Origin of the sequence: Caenibius tardaugens NBRC 16725 (genome assembly GCF_003860345.1) — a bacterium.
GTDB lineage: Bacteria > Pseudomonadota > Alphaproteobacteria > Sphingomonadales > Sphingomonadaceae > Caenibius > Caenibius tardaugens.
In genome coordinates, this window is the sequence record NZ_CP034179.1 from 1,833,014 (window position 1) to 1,859,809 (window position 26,796).

Here is a 26,796-nt window from a genome sequence, read left to right on the forward strand (position 1 = left end):
CGATTTCCGGCAACACCCCCATCGCCAGCGGGCAAGGCCTTGTTTCAGCCAAGATATTCCATGGGGTTCACCGCTTCGCCCGCGCGCCGCAGTTCCAGCGTAACCGTAGGCCGGGCCGGACCGGCAACGCCCAGCGGCGCCCCGCCGACCAGCCGGTCGCCCACAGCAACCGAAACCCGCGCCAGACCGGTTACCAGCGTGATCCAGCCGCCGGGATGTTCGAGAATGACGATCTGGCCATAGCCCCGGTAAGCTCCGGCAAAGGCGATCCGCCCGCTGGCCGGAGCCACCACCTGTGCCGCCGGGCGCGTGGCAAATGTCACCCCCTCGTTGCGAATCCCGCCGCTGGTGATCGCGCCGAACCCTGCGACGACCCGCCCCGCAACGGGCAACTGGTACCCCGAGGGTGGCCGGACCACTTGCTGCGGTGCCACCGGTTGCGCCCCTGCGATCTGTGATTCCTGCGGCCTTGCGGGCCGGGCGATGGGCCCGTCGAGCGCGGCAAGCTGCCGCCGCAAAGACCCGGCCTTGTCCAGTTGCACGACCAGTGAATCGAGATCGCGGGCCTGTTCTGCCAGGGCCAACGCCCGCTCCGCCTCGCGCGCAGCCGTTCCACTCGCCTCCCGCGAAGCCAGACGCTGGCGTGTTTCCAACGTGGCCAGCGCCTCGCGCCGACGCACGAGTTCCGTTTCATCCGAACGCAATGACGCCAGACCCTGACGCGCCTGTTGCTCCAGCGCCTTGCCCTGGGCAATTTCGCTGCGCAGGGCCGCTGTGCGGCGTTCCACTTGCGGCAGGGTGCTGGCCAGCATAGCCCGCAGATAGACCACTTCGCGGACGGACCCCGGACGCAGCAACGAAAGCGCAACCGGCCTGCGCGAGAAATTCTGCAGCGATGCCGTCAGTTCGACCAGCGGTTTCTGCTTTTGCGCCAGCCGCACGCGCAAGGCCGCCCGTTGGCGTTCCACGAGCGCCAGCCGGGCCTGCCCGGCCGAGATATTGGCCTCCGATTGCTGAATACGCGCGGCCAGCGCCGCCGCTTCGCTGGCGGTCTTCTCCGCCGCACGCGTCGCCCGGGCCGCATCCGCTTCCAGCTTTTCCGCCCGTTTCTGCGCGGCCTCGCGATCCGCCAGCGCCCGGTTCAACGCCATGCGCGTTTCATTCGGATCATCGGAAATCGCATCGCGCTGCGCCGATGCGCCCACGGCCATACCGGCCAGCGCCAGCGCAACAAGCGGACGGACGCGGAAAAACGCTGTCATGACGTCAACCCGCACGGTGATAGGGATGCCCGGCGAGGATCGCGGTCGCCCGGAACAGTTGTTCCATCAGCATGGCACGCACCAGAAGATGGGGCCATGTCGCCTTGCCGAACGAGATCAGCAGGTCCGCCTCCGCCCGCGCGGCATCACCATGGCCATCGTGGGCACCGATGACAAAGCGGGTTTCGCGCACCCCGTCATCGCGCCAGCGGCCCAGCAAGGCAGCGAACTGTTCCGACGTCATATCCTTGCCGCGTTCATCGAGCAGGACCGTGCGCGCCGGGGTGAGCGGCGGGGAAATGGTTCCACCGGTTTCAGGCAGTTCCGTCAGTTTGAAAGGCCAGGAAATACGCTTTTCATAGCGCGCAACCAGTTCGGCTTCTGGCGAACGGCCAATCTTCCCCCGGGCGATCACGTGCAAGCGCATAAGGACTGCTATCTGTCCGAGGCGGAATGGGCAACCGATCGCCGCCAAAAAACCGGAAATCTTCTTCGGGGAACAGCCGCCCTGCGCCGCCAAACCTGTTTTGACGGCGCGAGACATACAAGGGGCCACACGCATCCCGGCAACGGACCGTTGCGGTGCGCGATGGCCGGATCAGGCCTGGCCCACCGCCGTCGCTGCCGCGTCGCCGAAGCCCCACATCCGTTCAAGGTTGTAGAAGCTGCGCACTTCGGGGCGGAACAGGTGCACCACCACATCGGCGGCATCGATCAGCACCCAGTCGGCGGCGGGAAGCCCTTCGACCCGGGGATTGCCGAAACCGCCCTGTTTCAGCCGTTCGGCAAGTTTCTGGGCAATAGCCGCGACCTGACGCGTCGAACGACCCGACGCGATTACCATGTAATCGGCCATGCTCGACTTGCCCTGAAGCGGAATGCAGATGACCTCCTGCGCCTGATCCTCGTCAAGCGAGGTCAGCACGAGGTCGAGCATCGACCCGGGTTCCGGGTCAGTACCGGGGATGGCCATGGCCTCTCCGGCAGTGGTTCCAGCCGAAGCCGGTGTTGTCTGCGCGTGATTCATCGCAGTTATTTGCGCTCCTTGCAGCGGGGTCGACAGGCAGAAATGGCGCGTGACGCGTCATGCGCCGCCCGCCTTGCTGTTGCCGGTATGGATGATGTCGTGCGTCAATTGATCCCTCAGCAGCCCCCCATGATAGCGTGAGGCCCAGTCAGGATCGGCGTGGCGAAGCTGTGTCGCCGAGCGCGGATCAGGATCGAAACGCAATTCTATCAGCGCCGGTGCGCTCCATTTACCCCGTTTACGAAAACTGGCGGCGTCGACACGGTATCTTCGCAACCAGGCCATTGCGGGGCTCGCAATCGCGGCAGCATCATAACCCGGCCGCGCAATCACCGCAATCGGCATGATTTTCGCGATACCGCGCCAATCTTTCCAGCGATGGAATTGGGCGAGGTTATCGGCCCCCATCAACCACACAAACCGCCGTTTCGGCCAGCGCCGGACCAGAGCCCGCAAGGTGTCGACCGTATAGCGCGAGGGCCAGTGCCGTTCGATCGCGCTGACACGGATCGGCGCACGCCGCGCCGCAGCCCGGGCGGAACACACCCGCGCGCCCAAAGGCGCCATGCCCCGATTCGGCTTGAGCGGATTGCCGGGCGACACCAGCCACCACGCCTCGTCCAGCCCCAGTGCGGCCATGGCGAAGAGCGTGATCCGCCGGTGCCCCCCATGCGCAGGGTTGAAGCTGCCGCCGAGCAGCCCCGTGCGCGGGCCATTGCGCCGCTTGTGCGCCACCCTATCGCGCGTCCGGCGTGCCACCGCTTCGCTCAGGGGCGGGTCTGCCCGTTGCCGCGCACTTGCCACTTGTAGGTTGTCAGCCCTTCCAGCGCGACCGGCCCACGGGCATGAATACGCCCTGTGGCAATCCCGATTTCGGCGCCCAGCCCGAATTCCCCGCCATCCGCGAACTGCGACGATGCGTTGACCATGACAATGGCGGAATCGACTTCGCCGAGAAACCGTTCCGCCACCGCATTGTCGGCCGTGACAATCGCGTCGGTATGGCCGGAGCTGTGGCGCGCAATATGATCGAGTGCCGCATCGAGTCCATCGACCACCGCGACCGACAAGACCGCATCGAGATATTCCGTATCCCAATCCTCATCCGTAGCGGGCAGAATCGCGGGATTAAGAGCCTGCGCACGCGAATCGCCACGCAATTCGCACCCTGCGCCCAACAGATCGCCCACGATGTCCTGCGCTGCCGGGAAAGCGGCATCGATCAGCAGGGTTTCCATAGCCCCGCAGATTCCGGTGCGGCGCATCTTGGCATTCAACGCCACGATACGTGCCATCTCGGGATCGGCTGCGGCGTGGACATAGGTGTGGCAGATGCCATCCAGATGGGCGAGCACGGGAACCCGCGCATCGGCCTGCACCCGGGCGACCAGGCTCTTCCCGCCGCGCGGCACGATCATGTCGATCAGCCCGGTGGCACGCAGCATGGCCCCCACAGCAGCCCGATCCTGCGTAGGCATCAGCTGCACGGCATCGGCGGGCACCCCGCCCTCCACCAGCCCCTTGACCAGAGCGTTCAGAATGGCGCGGTTGGAATGGATCGCTTCGCTGCCGCCGCGCAGCAACACCGCATTGCCCGCACGCACGCACAAGGCGGCCGCATCGGCCGTCACGTTCGGGCGGCTTTCATAAATGATCCCGATCAGCCCGATCGGCACCCGCACGCGCGACAATTGCAGCCCGTTGGGGCGTTCGGCGCGATCGATCACATCACCGACCGGATCGGGCAGATCCGCCACCGCATCGACCGCATCGGCAATCCCGGCAAGGCGGCCCGAATCCAGCCGCAGCCGGTCAAGCATGGCGCCGGTCAGGCCGCGCGCCGCGCCGGCTGCCATATCGAGCGCATTGGCGGCCAGAACATCCGGTTCGGCCTCGCGCAGGGCCTGCGCCGCGCGATGCAGGGCATGCGCTTTGGCAGGAGAATCCATGCGCGCCAGCGTCCGCTGGGCTATGCGCCCGGCGCTGGCGAGCCGTTCAATCAGAGCTTCGGGCGATGATTCAGGCGATTCAACGGGTGTATAGCCCGCTTCGGCAATCAAGGTATTTTCGGCAGTCATGGCCGTGCGCATAGCATTCCCCTGCCCGATTGTCAGGAGCGAATCGGTTCGTTCGGGCGCCTAACAATGCCTTGCAAGGCAGATGGTTCCGGCATCCATCCACCAATTTGAACGGTTCATCGCGTGACTCCCTCAACTCATCTGCTTTCCTCCCCACCCACTTTCTGCTGCGACGAACCGCATGCTAGCGAGCCGCCGATTGAGAATACGGGCGAGGGGTCGCTTTTGAATATGGAATCATCTGGCGGTCTTGGCGCACGTCTGGCCGCCTGGTTTCCCGATCGCGAATTTTTCATGCGGTCGCAGGGCCAGGTGCGTTTTGTGCGTGTATCCTCGCGTATGCAGAAGATCGCTGCAGGCCTTGTCGCGGCTGTGCTGCTGCTCTGGGTCGGTTCGATCGGCACCATGGCTATCAGCCAGTTCCTGTCGAGCAACGACCGCGCCAGCCTGCTCGAACGGGAAGCCGTAGTTACCAAGGCGGAAAGCCGCGTCGCCGCGTACCGTGACGATCTCGATACAGTCGCTGACGATCTCAAACGGCGCCAGACCTTTATCGAAGAAATGGTCGACAGCCTGCCCGCCGACGCCAAGGCACACGAAACGGTTTCGGACAGCAGCGGAGAATCGGCCAAAGCCGTTGCGAAGATCAGTGCGGTCATTCCCGAAGCGGGCGCTCTCGCCCGGATCGAAGCGCGCCAGCTCGCCTTCGTCGAAAAGCTGACCCGTTATGCCGACCGCCGTGCAGCCCGCGCCGCCGTGGCCATTCGCAAGCTCGGCCTTGATCCGCGCGCGATAATGGCTGCCTCCGACGAAGCAGGACGGGGCGGTCCTCTGGAACTGCTCACCACCGAACGGGATGGTTCGCTGGACCCCCGCTTTGAACGGCTTGGCCTCAGCCTTGAACGGCTGGAAGCCCTGGAACGCGGATTGGCAGGTATTCCGCAAGTGCTGCCTGCCAGCCTCAGCATGATTTCCTCTGGTTTCGGTTATCGCCGCGATCCCTTCGCTGGGCACGCCGCGCTCCATTCCGGGCTCGATTTTCGCGGCCCGATCGGATCGCCGATTTACGCCGCGGCCACGGGCAAGGTCATTTTCGCCGGCGTGAAAAACGGTTATGGCAATGTCATCGAAATCAGCCATGGTAACGGGCTCGTAACCCTCTACGCCCATATGTCGGCATTCCACGCCCGGCCGGGGCAGGACGTTCAGGCCGGGGATATCATTGGCGCCATTGGCAACACCGGTCGTTCGACCGGACCGCATCTTCATTTCGAAGTGCGGCACAACGGACGCGCGGTAAATCCGCGCCCCTTCCTGGAGGCTGCTCCTAATGTTCTCAAAGAAGTCCGCGCCGGAAGCGCGGATCGCAGGTAATTCCATGGCAAGCGCAAACAGCACTTTCTCCATCATCGGCAATGACGTGACGATCAAGGGCGACATCACCGCCTCTGCCGATCTGCACGTCGATGGCCGGATCGAAGGCGATATCACCTGCGCCAGCCTGGTGCAGGGCGAACACAGTGTGATCGTCGGCACGATCACCAGCGAAACCGCCCGCCTGGCCGGATCGATCAACGGTTCGATCAGCGCCCGCGAACTGACGGTCCTGCGCACCGCGCGGATCAATGGCGACGTGCAGTACGATGCCCTGACCATCGAACAGGGCGCCGAAGTCGAAGGCCGCTTTTCACACCGTGTGGCCAGCAAGACTGCGGCCACGGAGGGTACCACGGGGGACGGCGAACCGCATCTCACACTGGCGAGCTGACACGCTCCTGCCTGCAATCATACGAAACCCCGCCACGCGCGGGGTTTTTTATTGCGAAGAGGCACCCAGCACTTCGGCCACCAGTGCCTTGCGATCGAGCTTGCCGATCGGCGTCTTGGGCAAGCTATCGCGGATTACCACGGATTCGATGCGTTCATGCTTGCCGATGTGGGGCTTGAGCCAGGCCAGAAGATCGTCCCCGGTCACAGGCGGGCCATCGTCCGTCAAGGTCACATAGGCCCGTGGCCGTTCGCCCAGATAATCATCCGGCACCCCGATCACCAGGGCTTCCTTGACCGAAGGGTGCTCCACCAGATGCTTTTCCAGCGTGCTGGGAAAGACCTTGAACCCGCCGACATTGATCATGTCTTTCAGCCGGTCGACAATACGGATGAAACCATCGGTATCGAACGTGGCGATATCGCCCGTGCGAAACCACCGTTCGCCATCGCGTTCGACAAACGCCGTTGCCGCCGCATCGGGCCGGTTCCAGTAGCCCTGCATCACTTGCGGGCCGTTAATGGCCAATTCCCCCGGTTCATTGCCCGGCGGATCGCGCAGCGGGTCTTCCTTGTCGAGCAGGCGCACCCGCGTCAGCGGCAGCACCTGCCCGATAGTGCCTTCACGGTTTTCGCCATGCAGCGGATTGGTGCTGACGACGCCGCTGCTTTCCGTCAGGCCATAGCCTTCCACCACCTTGACGCCCGTTTCCTCCTCGAACCGGCGTTTGAGCGGCAAGGGCAAGGGCGCGCCCCCGGAAATCGTCTCTCGCAAGGAGGAGAAATCGGTGTCCTTCAACTGTGGATGATCGAGCAGCGCCTGATACATGGTCGGCACGGCAAAAAGCGATGTGGGACGGACCCGCCCGATCGTGGCCAGCACCTGCCCGGCTTCGAACCGGGGCAACATGGCGATACAGCCGCCATTCGCGATCGTGCGGTTGAGAATGCAGGTATTGGCGAAAACATGGAACAGCGGCAGCACGCCGAGAACCATATCGCGCCGCCCCTGATCCGGATCGATCGCCCTGATCTGGCGCGCATTCGCAGTGAGATTCTGGTGAGTCAGCATCGCCCCCTTGGGCGTGCCGGTGGTCCCGCCGGTATATTGCAGCAAGGCAATATCGTGCTGTGGATCGATCGGCACCGCCGTGGGGGCTTGGCTGGACAGATAATCCTGCCACGCCGTGACATCGGCCCGCGCCGGGATCGCCGTCAGCTGTTTGCGCGCGAACAGCCGCATGGCCCACCCCTTCAGGCGCGGGAGCATATCGGGCAACCGGGCGACAACCAGGTTTTCCAGCGGTGAATGGTCCAGCACTTCGAGTGCCGTGGGCAGCAGTGCAGAGGAATCCACGGTGACCAGCACCCGCGTACCCGAGTTGGCGACTTGCGCTTCCAGTTCCTCAGCCGAATAGAGCGGCGAGAAATTCACCACCGTGGCCCCGGCCAGCAAGGCGCCGAAGTAGGCTGCGACATAAAGGGGAACGTTCGGCAGATAGAGCCCGATCCGATCCCCACGCCCCAGCCCGCGTTTCTGAAGGCCGGCGGCAAATCCTTCTGCCGCGCGCCATATCTCGTTGTAGGAATAGGTGCGGCCGAGAAAATCGACCAGGGGATGATTGCCCCTCTGCGCTGCGGCCTGCCGCAACATATCCGGCAGGCTCAACGGCGGTAAATCAATGTGCCACGCGCCGTAATGCGCGTAATGCTCCCCGGCCAGAACGGGCCGGGCACCACTGTCCTGATTTCTTTCCACCCCTGCAGATTGGGATGCCACGCGGCGCGCGGCAAGCCCCAATCGGCATCAGAGCGAAAACAAAGTCAGTCTCCGTTGGCTTCCTGCGCACGGCGCGCTTCGAGCCACGCATGCGCTTCGGCTTCCTGCGCGGCTTCGACAGCCGCCTTGGCCGCCGCTTCGCGTTCGGCCTGCAATTCCTCGATCAGGGCCTGCTTGTCCCCGCCGAGTGCCGCAGCATCCTGCGCCGCACCGCCTTCGAGCCCAGCCTTCTTCGCAGCCTTTGCCACCACGGCATCGAGTTCGCGCTGCGAACAGAGGCCCAGTGTCACCGGATCTTTCGGCTGGATGTTCTGGATATTCCAGTGCGAACGATCGCGCACCGCAGCAATCGTATTGCGCGTGGTGCCAATCAGCTTGCCGATCTGCGCATCGGAAATTTCCGGGTGGTTGCGCACCAGCCATGCAATGCCATCCGGCTTGTCCTGCCGTTTTGACACGGGGGTATAGCGCGGCCCCTTGGTGCGGCTGACCGAAACCGGCGCCCGCTGCATACGAAGCCGGTATTCCGGATCGGCCTGCCCCTTTTCAATTTCCGCGTGGTTCAATTCACCCGAATGGATGGGGTCCCGGCCCGTGTACTTGCTGCTCGCAAGATCATCGGCCATGGCCTGAACTTCCAGAATATGCAGACCGCAGAATTCGGCAATCTGCTCGAATGTCAGCGCCGTATTGTCGACCAGCCAGGAAGCGGTCGCATGCGGCATGAGTGGCGTCGGTTGGGACATGGTTCTTCTCCACCCCTGCGGGGCCCTGTTCCGCCTCCACATTATAGCCGGAAGCGGCACTTGAAAGACACGGTAAAAACACAAGGGCCGCCCCTTTCGGAGCGGCCGTTCGCCAGCCTGTCTAGGCGATTGCCCGCCCCGGGGCAAGGAGAATGCGCGTCAGCCCGGCGATCACGCCACCAGGGCTCCTGCTGGATCGCCCACCAGATCGCCCGCCGGGTCAGTCGCCGGAGCACAGGCCAGCGCGTCAAGGAACTGCCGGGCGCTGGCTTCCCATGTGAAGCTGGCGCCATATGTCGCGCACGTGCCGCGATCGCAGGCCAGCGCCCGGGCAATCGCGCGATCGAGCTGCTCGTCGAGAGCGCCGCAGTGCGGTGTCACGATATCCTGCGGCCCCTGCACGGGATAGGCTGCCACGGGCGTTCCACAGGCCAGCGCCTCGATCATCACCAGACCGAAGGTATCGGTCCGGCTGGGAAAGACGAAGACATCCGCCCCCGCATAACACGCCGCCAGATTCTGCCCCGTCTGGGTGCCGAGGAAAATTGCCTCGGGAAAGCGGGCGGCCAGCCGTGCCCGGGCCGGTCCATCGCCGACCACCACTTTCGATCCGGGATGGGGATTGGTGAGAAAGGCCTCGATGTTCTTTTCGACCGATACCCGACCGACATAGAGCTGGATGGGCCGTTCCAGCCGTCCGAACAGATCGGGCGGGACAATGGCGGGCGTGAAGCTGGCCAGATCGACGCCCCGGCTCCACGGCAGGAGCTGCGTCAGCCCCTGCTGCTGCAATTGTCTGCGCACCGTATCGGTCGCCACCATGATTCCGGCCGAAGGGCGATGGAACCAGCGAATATAGGGCCAGAAGGCCGATGCCGGCAGACGCGTGCGGCGCGCGAGATAATCCGGGAACTGCGTGTGATAGGCCGTGGTGAAGGACAGACCGTGGCGCAGGCAATGCCCCCGCGCGGCCAGCCCCAGCGGCCCTTCGGTCGCAATATGGATCGCATCGGGCGCAATCCGGTCAAGCCATGCGCCCACTGCCCCGCGCCCCGGAAAAGCGAGACGGATTTCGGGGTAGCTCGGACAGGGCAGGGAACGGAACCGGTCGGGCGAAATCACGGTCACTTCGTGCCCCCAGCCACGCAGGACACGCGCCAGCGTAGTCAATGTGCGGACAACCCCGTTGACTTGCGGCGTCCAGGCATCGGTCACGATCGCGATCCGCAAGCCGGTCATGCCGCGCGTTCCAGTGTGCGCCCGGCGCGTTCCGCAACCATTTGGGCCGCCTCACGTTCCGCTTCACGCTTCGCCATTTCCTCGGGCCAATGCAGCACTTCCATGTGGCCGTCGGCATGTTCCACCAATGCGGTACAACCTTCCACCCAGTCGCCATCGTTGAAGTACGCGACGCCATCAAGGTTTCGGATTTCGGCCGTATGGATATGGCCGCAAACCACGCCGTCCACCCCGCGTTCCGCAGCAGCCCGGGCCACGACCTCTTCATATTGCGAAATGAATTCGACCGCGTTCTTGACCTTGTGCTTGGCCACTTTGGACAGCGACCAATAGGGCATGCCAAAGCGGCGACGCACGGCGTTGACCCGCCGGTTCAGCCCCATCAACACGTGGTACAGGGCATCGCCAATGACGGCGAGCCACCGATGCGCCAGCATCACCGCATCGAATTCATCGCCATGCAGGACCATCAACCGGCGGCCATCGGCGGTGGTGTGAAAAGCCGCACGGCGAATTTCCACGCCGCCAAATTTCAACCCGGTGAACTGGCGGAACATCTCGTCGTGATTGCCGGGAATATAGACGATCCGCGTGCCGCGCCGGGCCCGTTTGAGAATGCGCCAGACGATATCGTTGTGGCTTTGCGGCCAGTAGAACTTCTTCTTCAGGCGCCAGCCATCGATAATATCGCCCACCAGATAAAGCGTCTCGCTATCGACGGAATCGAGAAAGTCGATGAGCATCTCGGCATTGCAACCGCGCGTGCCCAGATGGACATCCGAAATCCAGATCGTGCGAAATTGCCGCCTGCCGCTGGCATCCGGCTCTGGCCGGGCTGGTGCACGCAGTGGGAACGGCAAGGGCAGAGGCGATCCGCCGTCGTCTTCCCACATATGATCGATGAACGGTTCGATCCCCATGAACGGGCGGATAGCCCGCGATTGTTACACCCCGATCTCAGTTCGATGACGGTTTTGTGAAGCCTGTCGTTTCTCCAACATGCTGCCTGGCTTCGATATTCCCCCGTCAGTCCATGGACACATAGCCGGGTAGCGCCTGCACCCGGTCCAGCCAGGCGCAGATATGGGCGTAGTCGCGCAGGCGGAACCCCCCGGCTTCGGCGATGTGGGTATAGGCGTAGAGCACGATGTCGGCCAAAGTCACCGAAGTGCCCACGAGCCACGCATGATCGGCAAGATGCCGATCCATGACCGTCAGCGCATCATCGCCCGCCATTCTTTTCGGAAGCAGTTGATGACGCTGCAACTCGGTCAGATTGCGCTCTCCGACATAGAGCAGCCAGAACCGCAAGGTCGCGATATTCGGTTCGTGATTGTATTGTTCGAAAAACATCCAGCGCAGCATGTCCGCCCGGTCGAACCGGTCCTGCGGGATCAGCGCGCTGCCTTCTGCGAGATAGAAACACGCCGCGTTGCTTTCGGGGAGATAGCGATCACCGATCTGCAGCACGGGAATGCGTCCGTTCGCATTGATCTGCGAAAGAAATTCCGGCGTTCGCGTCTCCCCCCGGATGATATCGTAGGACACCCGTTCCAGCGCCTGCCCGAGCAGGGCCGCCGTCAGGCGTATCTTGTAGCAATTGCCGCTGCGGGCATCTTCATGAAGGACCAGACTCTCCATCATCTACCTCCAGAACAATTTTGCCGATGTGATCCCCCGCTTCCATCCGGGCATGGGCGGCGGCGGCTTCCCGCAACGGGAAACGCCGGTCCATGACCGGCCGCAGTTCGCCGTCGGCAACCAAATCCCAGACATTACGCTGAATATCATCAGCCAGCAGCGTCTTGAAAGCGTCGGAACGGGGGCGCAGTGTGGAACCGGTCAGCGTGTAACGCCGCGTCATCACTTGGGCGAGGTTGATTTCCGCCTTCACTCCGCCCTGCACCGCGATCGTCACATGGCGGCCGTCTTCCGCCAGACACTTGAGATTGCGCGCGACATAATCGCCGCCCACCATGTCGAGCACGAGATTGACCCCCCGCCCATCGGTTAGCGCCTTCACTTCCTCCACGAAGTCATGGGTCCGGTAGTTGACTGCATGCGCCGCACCAATGCGTCGTGCCGCCGCGCACTTTTCATCGCTACCACACGTAACGATCACATTGATACCAAACAGCTTTCCCAGCATTGACGTCATGGTACCAATACCGCTGGTGCCCCCGTGGACCAACATCGTTTCTCCTTGTGTGGCATAGCCGCGTTCGAACACGTTGTGCCACACGGTGAACAGCGTTTCGGGCAATGCCGCCGCCTGATCCAGCGGCAGGCTTTCGCAAACCGGCAGGCAATGCCCGGCTTTAGCCAGACAATATTCGGCATAGCCGCCGCCCGTCACCAGTGCGCAGACTTCCTGATTGAGCAGTTCTGGCGGAACCTCGCGTCCCACCGCCACCACTGTGCCGGACACTTCGAGCCCGGGAATCGGCGATGCGCCCGGAGGCGGCGGATAAAGCCCTTGCCGCTGCGCCACATCCGGCCGGTTCACCCCGGCAAATGCGACTTTGATCAGCACATCTTCCGGCCCCACCTGAGGCACGGCCATATGCACTGGTCGCAACACATCCGCCCCCCCGGGCGCGTCGAATCCCATCGCCAACATTGTTCGCGGTATTATTCCGGCCACCAAGCCCCCCTGGTTTCCCAACTATTCCTGTGGCTAAGCCGCCACATGGCCCTTGGGTAAACCCCATGTGCATTGACAGCAAGCGTCAGAAGGGAAATGCTGCATTGCAATGGATGAGAACGATCTCCCGAGACGGCGCGGAGACGCTGCCACCCAGCTCTCTCTTGAGAGCCTGGACAGTTATTCGCAGGACGAGCTGGATGACCGCATCCATATGCTCGAGACCGAGATCGCACGCGTAAAAGCCCACCGCGACAAGGCGGCGGCACACAGGCAGGCAGCCGATGCGCTGTTCAGGCCGCGAAATAACGGGTGATGAATACCGCCTCTCCTTTTTTTGGCGATGGCGCACCATATAGGTTTCAACAGTCCCGTCCCGACACCTCTCCCGGTCGAGGGACAGTCATTTCCTCTAGCGAAAGGCCCCTAGATGCCCAGTTTCGCCGCAAATCTGGAAAAGACGCTCCACAACGCGCTCGCCAATGCCGCTGACCGGAGCCATGAATATGCGACGCTCGAACACCTCCTGCTCGCCCTGATCGATGATCCCGATGCCGCCGAAGTGATGACCGCCTGCGGCGTGGATCTCGGCGATCTTGGCGATGTCGTGCGGCAGTATCTCGATCAGGAATACCAGTCTCTCAAAACCGGAGACAGCGCCGACCCACAGCCAACCGCAGGTTTTCAGCGCGTGATCCAGCGCGCGATCCTGCATGTCCAGTCATCCGGCAAGGACACCGTAACCGGCGCCAATGTGCTCGTCGCGCTGTTCTCCGAACGGGACAGCTACGCCGTCTATTTCCTGCAGCAGCAGGATATGAGCCGACTCGATGCGGTCAGCTTCATCAGCCATGGCATCGGCAAGGGCGGTCGTCAGGTCGACAACCGTTCCACCGGCGGGACGGAAGAACCCACGCAGGCGGAAGAGAAAACCGAAAGCAAATCCTCGGGCAAGGATTCGGCGCTCGATCAGTTCACCGTCAATCTCAACGAGAAGGCGCTGGCTGGGAAGGTCGATCCGCTGATCGGGCGTGGTCCGGAAGTGGATCGCACGATCCAGATCCTGTGCCGCCGGTCCAAGAACAACCCGCTTTATGTGGGCGATCCAGGCGTGGGCAAGACCGCGATTGCCGAAGGGCTGGCGCGCAAGATCGTCGAAGGCGATGTGCCGGAAGTCCTGCGCGATGCCGTTATCTATTCGCTCGATATGGGCTCCCTGCTGGCGGGCACCCGTTATCGCGGCGATTTTGAGGAGCGGCTGAAACAGGTCGTGTCCGAACTGGAAAAGATGCCCGACGCAGTGCTGTTCATCGATGAAATCCATACGGTGATCGGGGCCGGGGCAACCAGCGGCGGCGCGATGGATGCATCCAACCTGCTCAAGCCTGCGCTTTCGGGCGGGACGATCCGCTGCATCGGTTCGACCACGTACAAGGAGTTCCGCAATCACTTCGAGAAGGATCGCGCGCTGTTGCGCCGGTTCCAGAAGATCGATGTGAACGAACCCACGATCGAGGACACGATCAAGATCCTGCGCGGATTGCGCACGGCGTTCGAGGAACATCACAAGGTCAAATACACCCCCGATGCGATCAAGACCGCGGTGGAATTGTCCGCCCGCTACATCAACGATCGCAAGCTGCCGGACAAGGCGATCGACGTGATCGACGAAGTCGGCGCGATGCAGATGCTGGTCCCCCCCAGCCGCCGGAAGAAAACCATCACCGCCCGCGAAATCGAGGCCGTGATTGCGACAATGGCGCGCATCCCGCCCAAATCCGTGTCGACCGACGACAAGAAAGCGCTCGAACATCTCGATCGCGATCTCAAGCGGGTGGTTTACGGGCAGGACAAGGCCATCGAACTGCTGGCCAGTGCGATGAAGCTGAGCCGCGCCGGTCTGCGTGATCCGGACAAGCCGATCGGCAGCTTCCTGTTTTCCGGCCCCACGGGTGTCGGCAAGACCGAAGTGGCGCGTCAGCTCGCCTCGATCATGGGCATCGAACTGAAACGCTTCGACATGTCGGAATATATGGAGCGCCACAGTGTGTCCCGTCTGATCGGCGCGCCTCCGGGCTATGTCGGTTACGATCAGGGTGGCCTGCTGACCGATGCCATCGACCAGCATCCGCATTGCGTGCTGCTGCTCGATGAAATCGAGAAGGCACATCCCGATCTGTTCAACATCCTGCTGCAAGTCATGGATAACGGTCGCCTGACCGATCATCATGGCAAGACCGTGGATTTCCGGAATGTCGTTCTCATCATGACGACCAATGCCGGGGCATCCGATATGGCGCGTCAGGGCATCGGCTTCGGGGATGTGTCGAAAGAAGATGCGGGCGACGAAGCGGTGAAGCGGATGTTCAGCCCCGAATTCCGCAACCGTCTGGATGCCATTGTTCCCTTTGCCTATCTCGGCACGGAAACGGTCAGCCGGGTGGTGGACAAGTTCATCCTCCAGCTCGAACTCCAGCTGGCGGAACAGAATGTCCATATCCAGTTCGACGGCGACGCCCGCGAATGGCTGTCGAAGCGCGGTTACGACAAACTCTATGGCGCGCGTCCGATGGGCCGACTGATCCAGGAGAAGGTCAAGCAGCCGCTCGCGGAAGAACTGCTGTTCGGCAAGCTGGCGCACGGCGGCGAGGTCCATGTGAGCATCAAGGACGACAAGCTCGCCTTTGAACTCACACCGGCACCGCCCAAAGTCAGCAAGCCGAAGAAGAAATCGGCATCGAAGAAGCCTTCGGCAAAAACGGACGACGCCCCTGACAGCGGTCAGGATGAGCCTTTCGACAACGAAAAGTAAGCGCACAGTCCCACAAATGCGATCCGGGCGGCTCATCCCAGAGCCGCCCGGATCTTTTTATCCTCATCGGGCGACTGCCGCGATTTGCGGCAGATCAAGGAATTGTCCTGATCGGCTGGCTACAGAAGAATTGTATTATTGCGATTTGGTGAGGATTCTTATGGCCAGTCAGGCACAGACCCCGGCGACCCCCTACGATCTGATCGGTGGCCATCCCACGCTACAGCGCGTTGTGGAGCGGTTCTATGATCTTATGGAGCAGGACCCCGCCTATGCCGAACTGCGGGCACTGCACGCCCCCGAACTGGCACCGATGCGCCATTCACTGACCGGGTTTCTCGCCGCGTGGTCGGGCGGCCCGCGCGACTGGCACACCGAAAACCCCGGCAAGTGCATGATGAGCGCGCATAAAGGCATCGCCATTTCCGCTGCCGTGGCGGAACAATGGGCCGATGCCATGACCCGCGCCATAGCCGATGCCGACCTGCCGCATGCGGATCTCAGCGCAGAAATGACAGAACTTCTCGCCCGTATGGCGCGAAGCATGGCACGTAACTGACAGAACCAGGCTGACAGAACCGGGCTGATGGGGCTGGTTGATCGGGGCGGATAGTCCGCCCGATCAATCGCCGAGTTGGACGAGCTTGTCGCGCGAAGTTGCGCCGCGCAACATTTTTACGTGCGAAGGGGCGATCCCCAGTGCCGCAGCCAGCGTGGCCAGGACCGCGCTATTCGCTTCTCCATCCTTGGGCTTCGCACGCACTTTTATCACGACCCGGCCATCGGCAATATCGATCCCCTCGCTGCGGGCGCCGGGGGTAACCCGCACGGCCAGTCGCCCCTCCCCATCGGCCAGTGCGCGAATAGCCTCCGCCGGTGGAAAGTCAGCCCGGAGGCGCGCCACGGCTAGACTCCGGCTTCGCCACCCGCATCCGCGATCGCAGCCAGATGCGCGCGCCCATTTTCCACATAACGGGCAACACCGGCCTGCATATCCACCAAAGCCTCATCAGGCAGATCCCGCGCATATTTCGCGGGGCGGCCCATCCATAGCTGGCGCGCGCCGATGGTTTTTCCGGGAGAAAGCATGGCACCCGCAGCCAGCATGCCGTCGCTTTCAATCACGCAGCCGTTCATCACTGTGGCGCTCAGGCCCACGAAAGCCCGATCATGCAGCGTGCAGCCGTGCAACATCGCCAGATGCCCAACCAGCACATCATCGCCGATCGTGGTCGGAAAGCCATGCGGTTCGTGCGCTTCCGGCCCATCGCAATGAATGACCGTGCCATCCTGGATATTGCTGCGCGCGCCGATCACGATCCGGTTCACATCGCCCCGCAGCACGCAATTGTACCAGATGCTGGCATCGGGGCCGATTTCCACGTCCCCGATTATACGCACACCGGGTGCGATGAAGGCTGTATCGTGGATGCGCGGCGTTTTGCCATGAAACGGCAGGATGGTTGCACCGGGCCGCTGGGCAAGCTCCGCGCCAAACCGCTGGGTAGTCATGATCGGAACCTCATTTCTGTTCAGGCGGGGACCCTAACACGTCCCATTCGCGCCGGGTGATCGCATAGACAATGATCATACCGCTTTCGGCGTCGAATTCGGAACTGGCAAAATCGAGATCTGTCCGGGGCTGCATACCCAGCCGCCGCATCAGGCCCCAACTGGCCGTATTGCCCTCCACCGTCAGCGCCAGAATGTGGGGTGCGTCCCATTCCTCGAACCCGATACGCAGCGATTCCTCTGCCGCTTCGCGCGCATAGCCAGCACCCCATGCATCCTCGCGCAGGCGCCAGCCGATCTCCATATCCCCGATAGGCCCACCTGCGATGTTGGAACGCTTCAGCCCGCAAAAGCCAAGCCATTCGCCCGCAAGCGCCCCACCATCCTCTCGGCGTTCGACCACCCACAAGGTGAAACCGTGATCGCGCCGATAGGATTCCAGCCGTTCGCGGGCCTTGATCTTGCCCGCTTCGTCCATCACGCCGCCAAGCCAACGCATGACCGCAGGCGTATTGGTATGTTCGAACAAGTGTGCCCAATCCGCCTCGCGCCAATCGCGCAGGACCAGGCGCGGGGTTTCACGCCGGAACTCAACCATGCAACAAACGCGCCGCATGCGGTGCATGGTACGTCAGAATACCCGAACAACCGGCACGCCGGAACGCCAGCAAGGTTTCCAGAACCAGCGCATCGCGATCTCCGGCCCCGGCTGCGACAGCGGCCTCGATCATCGCGTATTCCCCGCTCACCTGATAGGCGAAGACGGGAACTTCGAAGCGTTCCTTCACCCGGCGCACGATATCGAGATAGGGCAGGCCCGGCTTCACCATCACGCTATCAGCCCCTTCCGCAAGGTCGAGCGCGACCTCACGCAGGGCTTCCTCGGCATTCGCCGGGTCCATCTGATAGGTCTTCTTGTCACCTTTCAGCAGCCCGCGCGAACCCACCGCATCGCGAAACGGGCCATAGAATGCCGAAGCATACTTCGCGGCATAGGCCATGATCTGGATATTGGTGTGACCTTCGCTCTCCAGCGCCGCACGGATCGCGCCGACCCGGCCATCCATCATGTCGGACGGCGCAATGATGTCCGCGCCCGCCGCAGCCTGGTTGAGACTTTGCCCGACCAGCACTTCGATCGAGGCATCGTTGAGAACATAACCCGCATCATCCAGCAAACCATCCTGACCATGCGCCGTATAAGGATCGAGCGCGACATCGGTCAGTACCCCGATCTGATCGCCACAGGCATTGCGGATCGCGCGGATCGCGCGGCACATGAGATTATCGGGGTTGAGCGCTTCGGCCCCGTCATCGCTGCGCTTTTCCGGCTGGGTGTTCGGAAACAGGGCAAGGCAGGGAATACCCAGTGCCACAGCTTCCCGGGCGCGGGCAGCGATACCATCGACCGACCAGCGCGACACACCGGGCAGGGACGGTATCGGTTCTTCCACCCCCTGCCCTTCCGTCACGAACAGCGGCCAGATCAATTCTGCCGGTGTCAGGACATTTTCGCGATGAAGGGCGCGGCTCCACGCGGTGGCGCGCGTGCGGCGCAGGCGAAGTGCGGGATAGGATGCTGTCATAGCCGTCATCCCTGCCGGAAAAGCATCCGGGGTTCAATCAGGCGGATTGTCTCAGCCCTGCGGTTTTACGCGGGCCACCCGATCGATCTCACGCGTGGGTTCGTCCAAAGCCGCCGTTCTGGTCGGTGCGAGGCTTTCCAGTGCCGCGCCCGAAGCAACGCTTTTCAGCGATGCCAGCCGGGCCCGGAATGCCGCCAGTTCCTGACCTGACAACTGCGCGCGCGTAACAAACTGGACGCTGGCCGGATTCACCGCCCGCCCGCCGCGATACATTTCATAATGCAAATGCGGCCCGGTGGAGAGCCCGGTCGACCCGACATAGCCAATCACCTGTCCGCGCCGGACCTGCGCACCCGATGACACCGCAAAGCGGCTGAGATGCGCATACCCCGTGCCAAGACCACCGCCATGTTCAAGCCTGATATAGTTGCCGTGACCACCATGCCGCCCGGCATAGGTCACCCGGCCATCGGTGACGGCATAGACCGGTGCGCCATAGCCTGCCTTGAAATCGAGGCCTTTGTGCATGCGCGCAAAACCCAGAATCGGATGACGCCGCATGCCAAACGGCGATCCTATCCGCCCGTTGACCGGCGCCAGTAGCCCGCTGCGCGATTCGCCAACGCCCGATGCCTCGAAGAACTGGCCATTCGCCCCCCAGCGCAGCAGTTGCGCCCTGGGTTTGCCACCGCGTTCAAGCCCCGCATAGAGCAGGTCACCAGCCTGGGCCTCCCCGGTTTCGGCGCGTTTGTAGGCCACGATAATATCGAAGGTATCACCGGCCGCGAGTTCACCGTCAAAACTGCCATTGGTGGCCAATGTGCGCAGATATTGCTGCACCGCATGCGCGGGCACGCCGGCATTGCGGGCGGAACGATAGAGGCTGGGCCCGACAATCCCCCTGACACGCAGGGGCGTGGCATCCACCCTGATCTGCCGGGGCACCAGCACCAGACCGCTATCCCGACGATCAATGGCGACTTCCAGATCGAAACGCGCGCGAAACGAGAGCGATTCGAGCGGCCGTGCCTCATCTGTGCCGGTTCTGCGGCCCAGCACGAGATCAACGCGGGTGCCCGACGCGATATCGCCGGGTGATATCGCCCCGGCTATCATGCCGTTGACCCGCGCGGCTTCACCGGCACCAACCCCGGCACGCTGCAGCATGCGGCTGAAACTGTCACCCGGAGCCAATGTCGCAACCATTTCAACGCGCGGTCGTTCCGGCGCGGCGTGCAACGGGGTGACAGCCTGTGTCGCCCCCATGTGTCGGCCGCTGTCCGCACCTAGCGCGAGCGGCATGATCATCTGGCTGCGGAATTCATCCCGCGCCGCCGGGTCGATTGTCATGGCCGGGGCCGCTTCCAACGGTGCGAAATCGGGCCAGAACGCCAGCGCCACGGCCGTAAGGCCCAGCAATGTCCCAGCCCCGCGAAACCACCGTGCGCTGCCGATATCTTCGGCAAGATCCGGAGCCAGATCGAGCGCCTGCGCCCGTTGCCATGCCGCTTCTTTCCACGCTGCGAAACGTTCCGCATAGGAACAGATCCGGTTGTGGACGAACAGTTCAGGCTCGCCCAGCATCTGCGCATGAGTCAGCGCAGCAGCGCCCACACCTGGGCCGCCCCTGTCACCGGCTTCGTATCCAGAAAAATGTTCGCGCGATTTGAACAAGCGCGCCCTCCGTTGGCAACCTGCGATCTATCCGGCAGGCTGCGTGTCGATCCCGGCAACCCATCTGGCGGAAAACACTGCCACTCCAAAGTTAATAAGCTCCTAAGCAAGATCAGTTGCGCACCCGTCGCGGTGGGATGAAGCAGCGATGGGGATAGGATGGTCCCGCCTGCTTGCAGCCGCAGCCGCACACGGCCACAATCGCGGGGTGACTGGCAAATTTGCGACCCTCTCTGGCGATGCCAATGTGAAAGCCGTGCTTGGGCCGACCAACACGGGCAAGACCCATCTGGCAATCGAACGGCTTTGCGCGCATTCCAGCGGGGCCATTGGCTTCCCGCTGCGGCTGCTTGCCCGCGAGGTCTATGACAAGGTCTGCGCAATCAAGGGACCGAAAGAGGTCGCGCTGATCACCGGAGAGGAACGCATAGAGCCCCCCGGCGCGCGCTGGTTGCTGTGCACGGTCGAAGCCATGCCGCGCGATACCGAGGAACGGGCCTTTGTCGCGCTCGATGAAGTGCAACTCGCCGCAGATCGCGAACGCGGGCATATTTTCACGGACCGGCTGCTCAATGCGCGGGGACGCGAGGAAACCATGCTGCTTGGCTCCTCCACCATGGAGCCGATGATCCGTTCGCTTCTGCCCGAAGCCGGGATCACCACACGCCCGCGCTTTTCCACATTGCGCCACGCGGGTGCCGCCAAACTGTCACGTCTCCCGCCGCGCAGTGCCATCGTCGCCTTCTCCGCCGAACAGGTCTATGCAGTGGCCGAAATGCTGCGGCGGTTCCGCGGTGGTGCGGCAGTGGTCATGGGCGCGCTCAGCCCGCAGACCCGCAATGCCCAGGTCGCCCTGTTCCAGTCGGGCGAAGTCGACTATATCGTCGCGACGGATGCGATCGGCATGGGCCTCAACCTTGACGTCAGCCATGTCGCCTTCGCCGGGCTGTCCAAGTTTGACGGTGTGCGGCAACGGCGTCTTACCCCTGCGGAAATGGCCCAGATCGCAGGCCGGGCCGGGCGCCACCAGAAAGACGGGACATTCGGCACCCTGTCGGGCGGCGGACGCGACGTGGCCTTCACCGATGAAGAAGTCTACGCGATCGAGGAACACCGCTTCGCCCCGATCAGCCACCTGTTCTGGCGCGATGGCGATCCCCGCCATGACAATCTCGATACCCTGATCGCCGATCTGGAAGCCAAACCCGGCGAGCCTGGCCTTGTCCCCGCACCCGAAGCGATCGACCTTGGCGTGTTGAAACGACTGGCCGAAGAACCCGAGATTGCTGCAGGCGTCACCTCTCCGGCGCTGGTTGCGCGCTTCTGGGATGTCTGTTCGCTGCCCGATTTCCGGCAACTCGGCATCGAAAACCACGCACGGTTCGTGGCACGGCTGTGGCAGGATCTGCGCAGCGGTGACCTCGGCAGCGATTATGTGGCCGCACGGATCGCGGAACTCGACAAACCGGATGGAGACATCGATACACTGCAAGGGCGGATCGCGGCGATCCGCAGCTGGGCCTATATCTGCCAGCGCCCGGACTGGGTACTGGCCAAGGAGGAAATGGCTGCACGGGCGCGCGCGGCAGAAGCGCGCCTGTCGGATGCATTGCACGGGCGCTTAACCGAGCGTTTCGTCAATCGTCGGACTGCGGTACTGATGAAAACTATGGGTAAGGATGCAAATTTGTTGCGGGTAGAACTGGCCGAGGACGGCGCGGTATCGGTCGAAGGCGAAGTGATCGGCCATCTCGATGGGTTCCGGTTCGTGGTCGATGCCAGAACCGGTCATGATGATCGAAAACTGCTGCTGGCGGCGGCGGAACGGCACATGCCCGAATTGCTCGCGCAAAAGGCCGGACACCTGATTGCCAGCCAATTCGGCGAACTGACTATCGAACGCGGCGAGATTCTGCGCGGTGAACAAGTGGTCGCGGTTCTGCGGGAAGGCAAGGCCATCGCCGCCCCGCGCATCGAACTGGCCCGCGAACTGGCTGCACTTGCGCCTGTTCAGCGCACGCAACTTGCCGAAGCGCTGGACCTGTGGCTGGCGCGCGAACTGGCCCCCCTTGCCCCCTGACCAAACTGGAAGAAGCCGCGCGCGATCCTGCGGCGGGTTCGGAAGTCCGCGCCCTTTTGCTGTCAGTCATCGCCGGACGCGGCGTTATTGCACGCGAACGCACGGGCCTCGCCCAAGTGCCTCAGGAACGGCGGCGCGAACTGCGCAAACTGGGGGTCACGATCGGCGCGCTGGATATTTTCGTGCCAGCACTGCTCAAGCCCGCACCGCGCAAGTTGTTGCGCGCGATCGGGGCTGACCGCCGATTCCTGCGCGAAGACATGGCCAGCGTCATCCCCGGCGGCCAGAAACTGCCCGCCGGATATCGCCATGCCGGAAAACAGGCCATTCGGGTCGATATGGCCGAAAAACTGTTTCGCGCCGCCCATGAAAGCCGCGGATCGGGCAGGAAACGCTTCATCGTGGATGCCGCGCTCGGTACATCGATGGGCCTCGCCCCGGGCAGCTTCGTGCGGTTGATGCGCGAGGCGGGTTTCCGCAAAATACCTGCGCCAGTGCTGCCGGAAGGGGCCTTTGGCCCGCCACAGCCCGATCTGTGGGAATGGCGTGCCCCACGCAAGGATCAGCCCGCCGCCCGCAAACCCGAAGCAGCGCCACGCGAAGGCAACGCCTTTGCCGCCCTGGCCGATCTTATGCGGTAAGGCGGGCCCCGGTGCGAATCGACAAGTTGTTGTGGTTTCTTCGTTTCGCCAAAACCCGGGGGCTTGCCCAGAAATGGGTGAAAGAAGGGCATATCCGCCGCAACAGCAAGCGGGTCGAACGGACGGATCAGCCCACGGCAATGGGCGATATTTTGACATTGCCCCTGCGCGGTGGAGTCGTTGTCATAGAATTGCTGGCCTTGCCCACACGCCGCGGACCGGCTTCGGAAGCGCGCGAATGCTATCGCGTGCTTGACGGCGCCACCGACTTCGCCATAGCAGGGCAACGAAATGAACTGCCCGAAGGGCCTGAAGGGGATTACCGTCAATGACCTATGTCGTCACCGATGCATGCATCAAGTGCAAGTATATGGACTGCGTAGAAGTCTGTCCGGTCGATTGTTTCTATGAGGGCGAGAACATGCTCGTCATCAACCCCAGCGAATGCATCGATTGCGGCGTCTGCGAACCCGAATGCCCTGCAGAAGCGATTCTGCCCGATACCGAGAACGGTCTCGAACAATGGCTGGAACTGAACGCCAAGTATTCGGCGGAATGGCCGAATCTCACCAGCAAGCGCGATACGCCAGCCGATGCTGACGATTTCAAGGGTGAAGAAGGCAAGTTCGAGAAGTACTTCTCCGCCGAGCCCGGCGAAGGCGACTGATCCCCAAATTACCCCATACATTCCGGTGCGAAAGCACCGGAGCGCTATTGGTCTGCACACTTCCTTGCGGCGATTCTTACGCGAATCGCCCAAGGGGTAGTAATTTTCGCTGAAATTCGCTATATACGCCTTGACTGCCACGGATTTCCCGTCGCGCAGCATGTGACACAAGGCAGGCAAGGACCCCCAGCGAAACGTGAACACACACCCGGCCGTGCTGTCGCCACGGTCGTTTGTGCGCTTCACTGTCCCGCACCGGCCCTTCCGGTAAGAAAGGACGTTACATGGCAGGCAAGGCTCCCGCCTTCGATGTTGGTGACTATGTCGTTTATCCCAAGCATGGCGTAGGCCGTGTTATCGAACTGCAAAGCCAGGAAATAGCCGGCATGCAGCTTGAACTGTATGTGCTTCGTTTCGAAAAAGAGCGGATGACGCTCCGCGTGCCGGTCAACAAAGTTGAAGCGATCGGTATGCGCAAACTTTCCAGCGACAAGACGCTGAAAGAAGCGATGGAAACGCTCAAGGGCAAACCCAAGGTAAAGCGCACCATGTGGTCGCGCCGCGCCCAGGAATACGAAGCGAAGATCAATTCCGGGGATCTGGTTTCGATTGCCGAAGTGACGCGTGATCTGTTCCGTCCGGATGATCAGCCGGAACAGAGCTATTCGGAACGGCAGATTTTCGAAGCGGCATCCAGCCGTCTTGCGCGTGAACTGGCCGCGATGGAAAAAACCGACGAGCCGGCTGCGCTGCAGAAGATTCTGGCTGTGTTGAACGAACACGCCCCCAAATATTACGAGAACGCCGAAACCGCCTGATCCGTCCGGCCAATCGGTTGCAACAGAAGGGCTGCCCTCACCGGGGCGGCCCTTTTCTTATGCGGGCCTCCTTGCATTCTCCCCGATCGCGCCGTCGCGAGTCCTACCCTGCCCGACGCATCGCCGATAAGCCCCTTGGCGCCGTTGGTGGACACCGCAAAAGAAGTGCGCCATTCTTGGCGCGCTATGACTTCGGCTCCATTCGTACCTACTGGCCTGGCGCTGGTTGCCGCACTGACCCTGCCAGGCTGCGTCGTGCGCACGGCTGCGGATATTGTCACCGCGCCGGTAAAGGTCGTGGGCGGGGCGGTCGATGCCGTCACCACCAGCCAGTCCGAGGCCGATGAAAAACGCGGCCGCGCCCTTCGCAAACAGGAAGAACGGCTCGGCAAGCTGGACCGCAGCTATCGTAAGGATAGTCGGCGCTGTCAGAATGGCGATCAGGCCGCATGCACCAGTGCGGACGCAACCTACGCGGAAATGCAGTCCTTGCAGCGGTCGCCCTACGGGAATTGAGGCTGTACGCCCTATTGCTCAGGCAGCGGCGCGGCGCAGACGATCATTGATCGCCGCGCCAATACCTTCATCCGGAATGGCGGCCACCGCCACTCTGGCATGTGGCGCTTCCGCAGCAGCGTACAGGCAAGCATAAAGGCGGGCCGCAGCTTCCGCCAGATTGCCGCCTTCAGACAGGTTACAGTCGCCAGACACGGGCCCGTAACCGATGAGAAATTCATCCGGCTCCGCCGCTGTTGCGCCAAGCCGCACGGGCTTGCCTGGTGCATAATGGCTGGCAAGCTGCCCCGGCGCCTCTATTTTTGACGTCATGGTGGCAATCGGCGGCCCCAGCAGAGCCGACAACTGGGCGCTGGTCACTGGCCCTGGGCGCAGTAATTGCCATTCATCAAAGTCGCGCAGCGCAACTATGGTGGATTCAAGCCCCTGCGCACAGGCACCGCCATCCAGAATATAGCCCGCGCCTTCCCCTAACGATGCCGCAACGTGGGCTGCCGTGGTCGGGCTGACCGCGCCGCTGCGATTGGCAGAGGGCGCTGCCAGCGGCAGACCGCTTTCCCGCAGCACCGCCCGCATGAGCGGATGGGCAGGCATGCGAATCGCAATGGTGGGTAAGCCGGCCGTCACCGCCGCCGCAATGCCGGAATCAGGCCGGAGCGGCAGAACCATCGTCAGCGGGCCGGGCCAGAAATTGCGCGCCAGCAATTCCGCCCGTGCATCAACCACGGCAAGGTGCGCCGCCTGTTCGAGGCTGGCCACATGAACGATCAGCGGATTGAAATCCGGTCGCCCCTTCGCGCGATAGATCGCGGCGACCGCATCCGCGCTATCCGCACGCGCGGCAAGGCCATAGACGGTCTCTGTCGGCACTGCGACGAGTTGACCGTTCCGCAGCCGATGCACCGCCTCGGCGATACCAGCAGCGTCCGCCTGTTGGATGAGGGAAGAGTGGTCCGGGTTCACCCCTGCTCGCTAGATTGCCTGTTGCGATTAGCCAAGAGAAAGCATGCGCGGCCCACTATGACGATTGCGGATTCCGGCGCATCGGGTTGACAGGGTCGAGGTAGCTGGTCACCTCCCCATCACCGAATAGTCCGAAAATTGCGATAAGAAGGCTTCTGATGACTGATCAAGGCGATCCACTAGCCCGTATAGCCAATGCGCTGGAACGGCTCTCACCACCGCCTGTGGTGACCGACTGGATGGCGTGCCCTGCCTATGTCTGGAATGGACGCTCCGCCCGGGGCATCAAGGTGCTGGATGCCCCTGCCCTGTCCCTCCTGCGCGGGATCGATCGTCAAAAGGATCTGGTGGTCGCCAACGTAGGACGCCTGTCAGCCGGACATGCCGCCCATGACATGCTGCTCTGGGGATCGCGCGGGATGGGCAAGTCCGCATTGATCCGTGGCAGCATTCTCGCAGCCCAACAGGAACGGCCGGGCAGCATTGCCCTGGTGCAGATCGCAGCGGATGCCATGGAAGGTCTCGCCGATCTGTTTACCGAACTCGGCGGGTATGACCGGAATTTCCTGACATATATCGACGACCTCGGGTTTGCCGATAATGATTCCATCGGCCCACGCCATCTCCGCAGCTGGCTGGAAGGGGGCGTCGAAGCCCGGCCTGCCAATGTTCGTCTTGCCGTCACATCGAACCGGCGCGCCATTGTACCGCGGAATATGGGCGAGCAGGACGACCCCATCAATCCGCGCGATGTTGTCGATGACAAACTGGCACTGGCCGATCGCTTCGGGCTCTCCATCGGGTTCCATGCCTGCGATCAGGATGCCTACCTCGCGATCATCGCGGGCTATTGTGAGAGTATGAGCCTTGACTGGGATCAGGGTGAGGCGCTGGAATGGGCACGCCGCCGCGGGGCACGATCGGGCCGCACAGCCTGGCAATTCGTCACGGAAGTGGCCGGACGGGCCGGAAGGACGCTCTAAC

27 protein-coding genes and 1 pseudogene are annotated in these 26,796 nt (G+C 62.7%); 11 read left to right on the forward strand and 17 right to left on the reverse strand.

Going from position 1 to position 26,796, the window contains the following annotated elements; translation table 11 throughout:
• Positions 1-44 precede the first annotated feature (44 nt).
• The 5 genes from EGO55_RS08365 to EGO55_RS08385 form a co-directional block, all read right to left on the reverse strand.
• A complete protein-coding gene (locus tag EGO55_RS08365) occupies positions 45-1,262 on the reverse strand; it encodes a murein hydrolase activator EnvC family protein (protein WP_021689879.1) in 1,218 nt (405 codons plus the stop codon).
• A gap of 4 nt (positions 1,263-1,266) precedes the next feature.
• On the reverse strand, positions 1,267-1,689 hold the full coding sequence (locus EGO55_RS08370) for a 23S rRNA (pseudouridine(1915)-N(3))-methyltransferase RlmH (RefSeq protein WP_021689878.1): 423 nt from the start codon (positions 1,687-1,689) through the stop codon (positions 1,267-1,269).
• Positions 1,690-1,860: 171 nt separating this feature from the next.
• Complete coding sequence (rsfS, locus tag EGO55_RS08375) at positions 1,861-2,235, reverse strand: ribosome silencing factor (protein ID WP_210766678.1); 375 nt, start codon at positions 2,233-2,235, stop codon at positions 1,861-1,863.
• A gap of 111 nt (positions 2,236-2,346) precedes the next feature.
• Positions 2,347-3,048 carry a nicotinate-nucleotide adenylyltransferase gene (locus EGO55_RS08380; protein ID WP_052023666.1) on the reverse strand — a complete coding sequence of 234 codons (702 nt, stop codon included), beginning with the start codon at positions 3,046-3,048 and terminating at the stop codon, positions 2,347-2,349.
• 8 nt (positions 3,049-3,056) lie between these two features.
• Positions 3,057-4,367, reverse strand: a complete 1,311-nt coding sequence (locus tag EGO55_RS08385; protein WP_040715495.1) for a glutamate-5-semialdehyde dehydrogenase — start codon at positions 4,365-4,367, stop codon at positions 3,057-3,059.
• A gap of 231 nt (positions 4,368-4,598) precedes the next feature.
• On the opposite strand from EGO55_RS08385, the gene EGO55_RS08390 reads away from it, so the two are divergent.
• Both EGO55_RS08390 and EGO55_RS08395 read left to right on the forward strand, forming a co-directional pair.
• Entirely contained in the window at positions 4,599-5,741 is a 1,143-nt protein-coding gene (locus tag EGO55_RS08390; RefSeq protein WP_021689874.1) for a M23 family metallopeptidase, read from the forward strand.
• 4 nt (positions 5,742-5,745) lie between these two features.
• Positions 5,746-6,135, forward strand: a complete 390-nt coding sequence (locus EGO55_RS08395) for a bactofilin family protein (RefSeq protein WP_040715290.1) — start codon at positions 5,746-5,748, stop codon at positions 6,133-6,135.
• 48 nt (positions 6,136-6,183) lie between these two features.
• Here EGO55_RS08395 and EGO55_RS08400 read toward each other — a convergent pair whose 3' ends face one another.
• From EGO55_RS08400 to EGO55_RS08425, 6 genes are all read right to left on the reverse strand, one after another.
• A complete protein-coding gene (locus EGO55_RS08400; RefSeq protein WP_210766679.1) occupies positions 6,184-7,914 on the reverse strand; it encodes a long-chain-fatty-acid--CoA ligase in 1,731 nt (576 codons plus the stop codon).
• Between the two features lie 44 nt (positions 7,915-7,958).
• Positions 7,959-8,660 carry a DUF1013 domain-containing protein gene (locus tag EGO55_RS08405; RefSeq protein WP_021689871.1) on the reverse strand — a complete coding sequence of 234 codons (702 nt, stop codon included), beginning with the start codon at positions 8,658-8,660 and terminating at the stop codon, positions 7,959-7,961.
• Between the two features lie 171 nt (positions 8,661-8,831).
• Entirely contained in the window at positions 8,832-9,890 is a 1,059-nt protein-coding gene (locus EGO55_RS08410) for a glycosyltransferase family 4 protein (RefSeq protein WP_084620014.1), read from the reverse strand.
• A gap of 5 nt (positions 9,891-9,895) precedes the next feature.
• Positions 9,896-10,792 (reverse strand): UDP-2,3-diacylglucosamine diphosphatase, encoded by an 897-nt coding sequence (locus EGO55_RS08415; protein WP_084620012.1) that lies wholly within the window; start codon positions 10,790-10,792, stop codon positions 9,896-9,898.
• Positions 10,793-10,925: 133 nt separating this feature from the next.
• The gene (locus EGO55_RS08420; RefSeq protein ID WP_084619983.1) at positions 10,926-11,543 is read right to left on the reverse strand and encodes a glutathione S-transferase family protein; all 618 of its coding nucleotides are present in this window, start codon (positions 11,541-11,543) and stop codon (positions 10,926-10,928) included.
• Positions 11,518-12,519: an NAD(P)H-quinone oxidoreductase gene (locus tag EGO55_RS08425; protein WP_040715288.1), complete on the reverse strand. Its 1,002-nt coding sequence runs from the start codon at positions 12,517-12,519 to the stop codon at positions 11,518-11,520. Before EGO55_RS08425 ends, EGO55_RS08420 begins: the two co-directional genes overlap by 26 nt.
• Positions 12,520-12,652: 133 nt before the next feature.
• Here EGO55_RS08425 and EGO55_RS08430 point away from each other — a divergent pair, with 133 nt between their 5' ends.
• From EGO55_RS08430 to EGO55_RS08440, 3 genes are all read left to right on the forward strand, one after another.
• Positions 12,653-12,859: a DUF1192 family protein gene (locus tag EGO55_RS08430; protein WP_021689866.1), complete on the forward strand. Its 207-nt coding sequence runs from the start codon at positions 12,653-12,655 to the stop codon at positions 12,857-12,859.
• A 114-nt stretch (positions 12,860-12,973) separates the two neighbouring features.
• Positions 12,974-15,355 carry an ATP-dependent Clp protease ATP-binding subunit ClpA gene (gene clpA, locus EGO55_RS08435; RefSeq protein WP_021689865.1) on the forward strand — a complete coding sequence of 794 codons (2,382 nt, stop codon included), beginning with the start codon at positions 12,974-12,976 and terminating at the stop codon, positions 15,353-15,355.
• Positions 15,356-15,515: 160 nt separating this feature from the next.
• Entirely contained in the window at positions 15,516-15,914 is a 399-nt protein-coding gene (locus EGO55_RS08440) for a globin domain-containing protein (protein WP_021689864.1), read from the forward strand.
• Positions 15,915-15,977: 63 nt separating this feature from the next.
• Here EGO55_RS08440 and EGO55_RS08445 read toward each other — a convergent pair whose 3' ends face one another.
• Genes EGO55_RS08445 through EGO55_RS08465 form a run of 5 tightly spaced genes read right to left on the reverse strand, consistent with a single transcriptional unit; the run spans position 15,978 to position 20,127 of the window.
• The gene (locus EGO55_RS08445; RefSeq protein WP_021689863.1) at positions 15,978-16,259 is read right to left on the reverse strand and encodes a DUF167 domain-containing protein; all 282 of its coding nucleotides are present in this window, start codon (positions 16,257-16,259) and stop codon (positions 15,978-15,980) included.
• Between the two features lie 2 nt (positions 16,260-16,261).
• Complete coding sequence (locus EGO55_RS08450; protein WP_021689862.1) at positions 16,262-16,867, reverse strand: gamma carbonic anhydrase family protein; 606 nt, start codon at positions 16,865-16,867, stop codon at positions 16,262-16,264.
• 10 nt (positions 16,868-16,877) lie between these two features.
• A complete protein-coding gene (locus EGO55_RS08455; RefSeq protein WP_021689861.1) occupies positions 16,878-17,465 on the reverse strand; it encodes a GNAT family N-acetyltransferase in 588 nt (195 codons plus the stop codon).
• A complete protein-coding gene (gene hemB, locus EGO55_RS08460) occupies positions 17,458-18,453 on the reverse strand; it encodes a porphobilinogen synthase (RefSeq protein WP_021689860.1) in 996 nt (331 codons plus the stop codon). The genes EGO55_RS08455 and hemB overlap by 8 nt, the downstream gene beginning before the upstream one ends.
• A gap of 51 nt (positions 18,454-18,504) precedes the next feature.
• Positions 18,505-20,127, reverse strand: coding sequence for a M23 family metallopeptidase (locus EGO55_RS08465; protein ID WP_021689859.1), 1,623 nt, complete (start codon positions 20,125-20,127; stop codon positions 18,505-18,507).
• 148 nt (positions 20,128-20,275) lie between these two features.
• Between EGO55_RS08465 and EGO55_RS08470 the strand changes: the two are divergent.
• From EGO55_RS08470 to EGO55_RS08490, 5 genes and pseudogenes are all read left to right on the forward strand, one after another.
• Positions 20,276-22,848 (forward strand): annotated as a pseudogene (locus tag EGO55_RS08470) (helicase-related protein).
• Positions 22,849-22,859: 11 nt separating this feature from the next.
• Positions 22,860-23,180: an RNA-binding S4 domain-containing protein gene (locus EGO55_RS08475; RefSeq protein ID WP_021689857.1), complete on the forward strand. Its 321-nt coding sequence runs from the start codon at positions 22,860-22,862 to the stop codon at positions 23,178-23,180.
• The gene (fdxA, locus tag EGO55_RS08480) at positions 23,177-23,515 is read left to right on the forward strand and encodes a ferredoxin FdxA (protein ID WP_021689856.1); all 339 of its coding nucleotides are present in this window, start codon (positions 23,177-23,179) and stop codon (positions 23,513-23,515) included. Before EGO55_RS08475 ends, fdxA begins: the two co-directional genes overlap by 4 nt.
• Before the next feature lie 284 nt (positions 23,516-23,799).
• Complete coding sequence (locus EGO55_RS08485) at positions 23,800-24,333, forward strand: CarD family transcriptional regulator (RefSeq protein ID WP_021689855.1); 534 nt, start codon at positions 23,800-23,802, stop codon at positions 24,331-24,333.
• A 186-nt stretch (positions 24,334-24,519) separates the two neighbouring features.
• Complete coding sequence (locus tag EGO55_RS08490) at positions 24,520-24,849, forward strand: hypothetical protein (RefSeq protein WP_021689854.1); 330 nt, start codon at positions 24,520-24,522, stop codon at positions 24,847-24,849.
• Positions 24,850-24,867: 18 nt separating this feature from the next.
• Here the strand turns inward: EGO55_RS08490 and EGO55_RS08495 are convergent, their stop codons facing one another.
• Positions 24,868-25,812: an L-threonylcarbamoyladenylate synthase gene (locus EGO55_RS08495; RefSeq protein ID WP_021689853.1), complete on the reverse strand. Its 945-nt coding sequence runs from the start codon at positions 25,810-25,812 to the stop codon at positions 24,868-24,870.
• A gap of 158 nt (positions 25,813-25,970) precedes the next feature.
• Between EGO55_RS08495 and EGO55_RS08500 the strand changes: the two genes are divergently transcribed.
• Positions 25,971-26,795, forward strand: a complete 825-nt coding sequence (locus EGO55_RS08500) for a DUF815 domain-containing protein (RefSeq protein ID WP_021689852.1) — start codon at positions 25,971-25,973, stop codon at positions 26,793-26,795.
• The last annotated feature ends 1 nt before the right edge of the window (position 26,796 follow it).

Bases quoted from the DNA above. Each gene is read 5' to 3' on its own strand.
- EGO55_RS08500 (WP_021689852.1), top strand. From the start codon at position 25,971: ATGACTGATCAAGGCGATCCACTAGCCCGTATAGCCAATGCGCTGGAA.
- clpA (WP_021689865.1), top strand. From the start codon at position 12,974: ATGCCCAGTTTCGCCGCAAATCTGGAAAAGACGCTCCACAACGCGCTC.
- EGO55_RS08490 (WP_021689854.1), top strand. From the start codon at position 24,520: ATGACTTCGGCTCCATTCGTACCTACTGGCCTGGCGCTGGTTGCCGCA.
- EGO55_RS08425 (WP_040715288.1), bottom strand. From the start codon at position 12,519: ATGTTGGCGATGGGATTCGACGCGCCCGGGGGGGCGGATGTGTTGCGA.
- EGO55_RS08370 (WP_021689878.1), bottom strand. From the start codon at position 1,689: ATGCGCTTGCACGTGATCGCCCGGGGGAAGATTGGCCGTTCGCCAGAA.
- EGO55_RS08390 (WP_021689874.1), top strand. From the start codon at position 4,599: ATGGAATCATCTGGCGGTCTTGGCGCACGTCTGGCCGCCTGGTTTCCC.
- fdxA (WP_021689856.1), top strand. From the start codon at position 23,177: ATGACCTATGTCGTCACCGATGCATGCATCAAGTGCAAGTATATGGAC.
- EGO55_RS08415 (WP_084620012.1), bottom strand. From the start codon at position 10,792: ATGTGGGAAGACGACGGCGGATCGCCTCTGCCCTTGCCGTTCCCACTG.
- rsfS (WP_210766678.1), bottom strand. From the start codon at position 2,235: ATGGCCATCCCCGGTACTGACCCGGAACCCGGGTCGATGCTCGACCTC.
- EGO55_RS08485 (WP_021689855.1), top strand. From the start codon at position 23,800: ATGGCAGGCAAGGCTCCCGCCTTCGATGTTGGTGACTATGTCGTTTAT.
- EGO55_RS08385 (WP_040715495.1), bottom strand. From the start codon at position 4,367: ATGACTGCCGAAAATACCTTGATTGCCGAAGCGGGCTATACACCCGTT.
- EGO55_RS08395 (WP_040715290.1), top strand. From the start codon at position 5,746: ATGGCAAGCGCAAACAGCACTTTCTCCATCATCGGCAATGACGTGACG.
- EGO55_RS08440 (WP_021689864.1), top strand. From the start codon at position 15,516: ATGGCCAGTCAGGCACAGACCCCGGCGACCCCCTACGATCTGATCGGT.
- EGO55_RS08420 (WP_084619983.1), bottom strand. From the start codon at position 11,543: ATGATGGAGAGTCTGGTCCTTCATGAAGATGCCCGCAGCGGCAATTGC.
- EGO55_RS08450 (WP_021689862.1), bottom strand. From the start codon at position 16,867: ATGACTACCCAGCGGTTTGGCGCGGAGCTTGCCCAGCGGCCCGGTGCA.
- EGO55_RS08405 (WP_021689871.1), bottom strand. From the start codon at position 8,660: ATGTCCCAACCGACGCCACTCATGCCGCATGCGACCGCTTCCTGGCTG.
- EGO55_RS08430 (WP_021689866.1), top strand. From the start codon at position 12,653: ATGGATGAGAACGATCTCCCGAGACGGCGCGGAGACGCTGCCACCCAG.
- EGO55_RS08365 (WP_021689879.1), bottom strand. From the start codon at position 1,262: ATGACAGCGTTTTTCCGCGTCCGTCCGCTTGTTGCGCTGGCGCTGGCC.
- EGO55_RS08455 (WP_021689861.1), bottom strand. From the start codon at position 17,465: ATGGTTGAGTTCCGGCGTGAAACCCCGCGCCTGGTCCTGCGCGATTGG.
- hemB (WP_021689860.1), bottom strand. From the start codon at position 18,453: ATGACAGCATCCTATCCCGCACTTCGCCTGCGCCGCACGCGCGCCACC.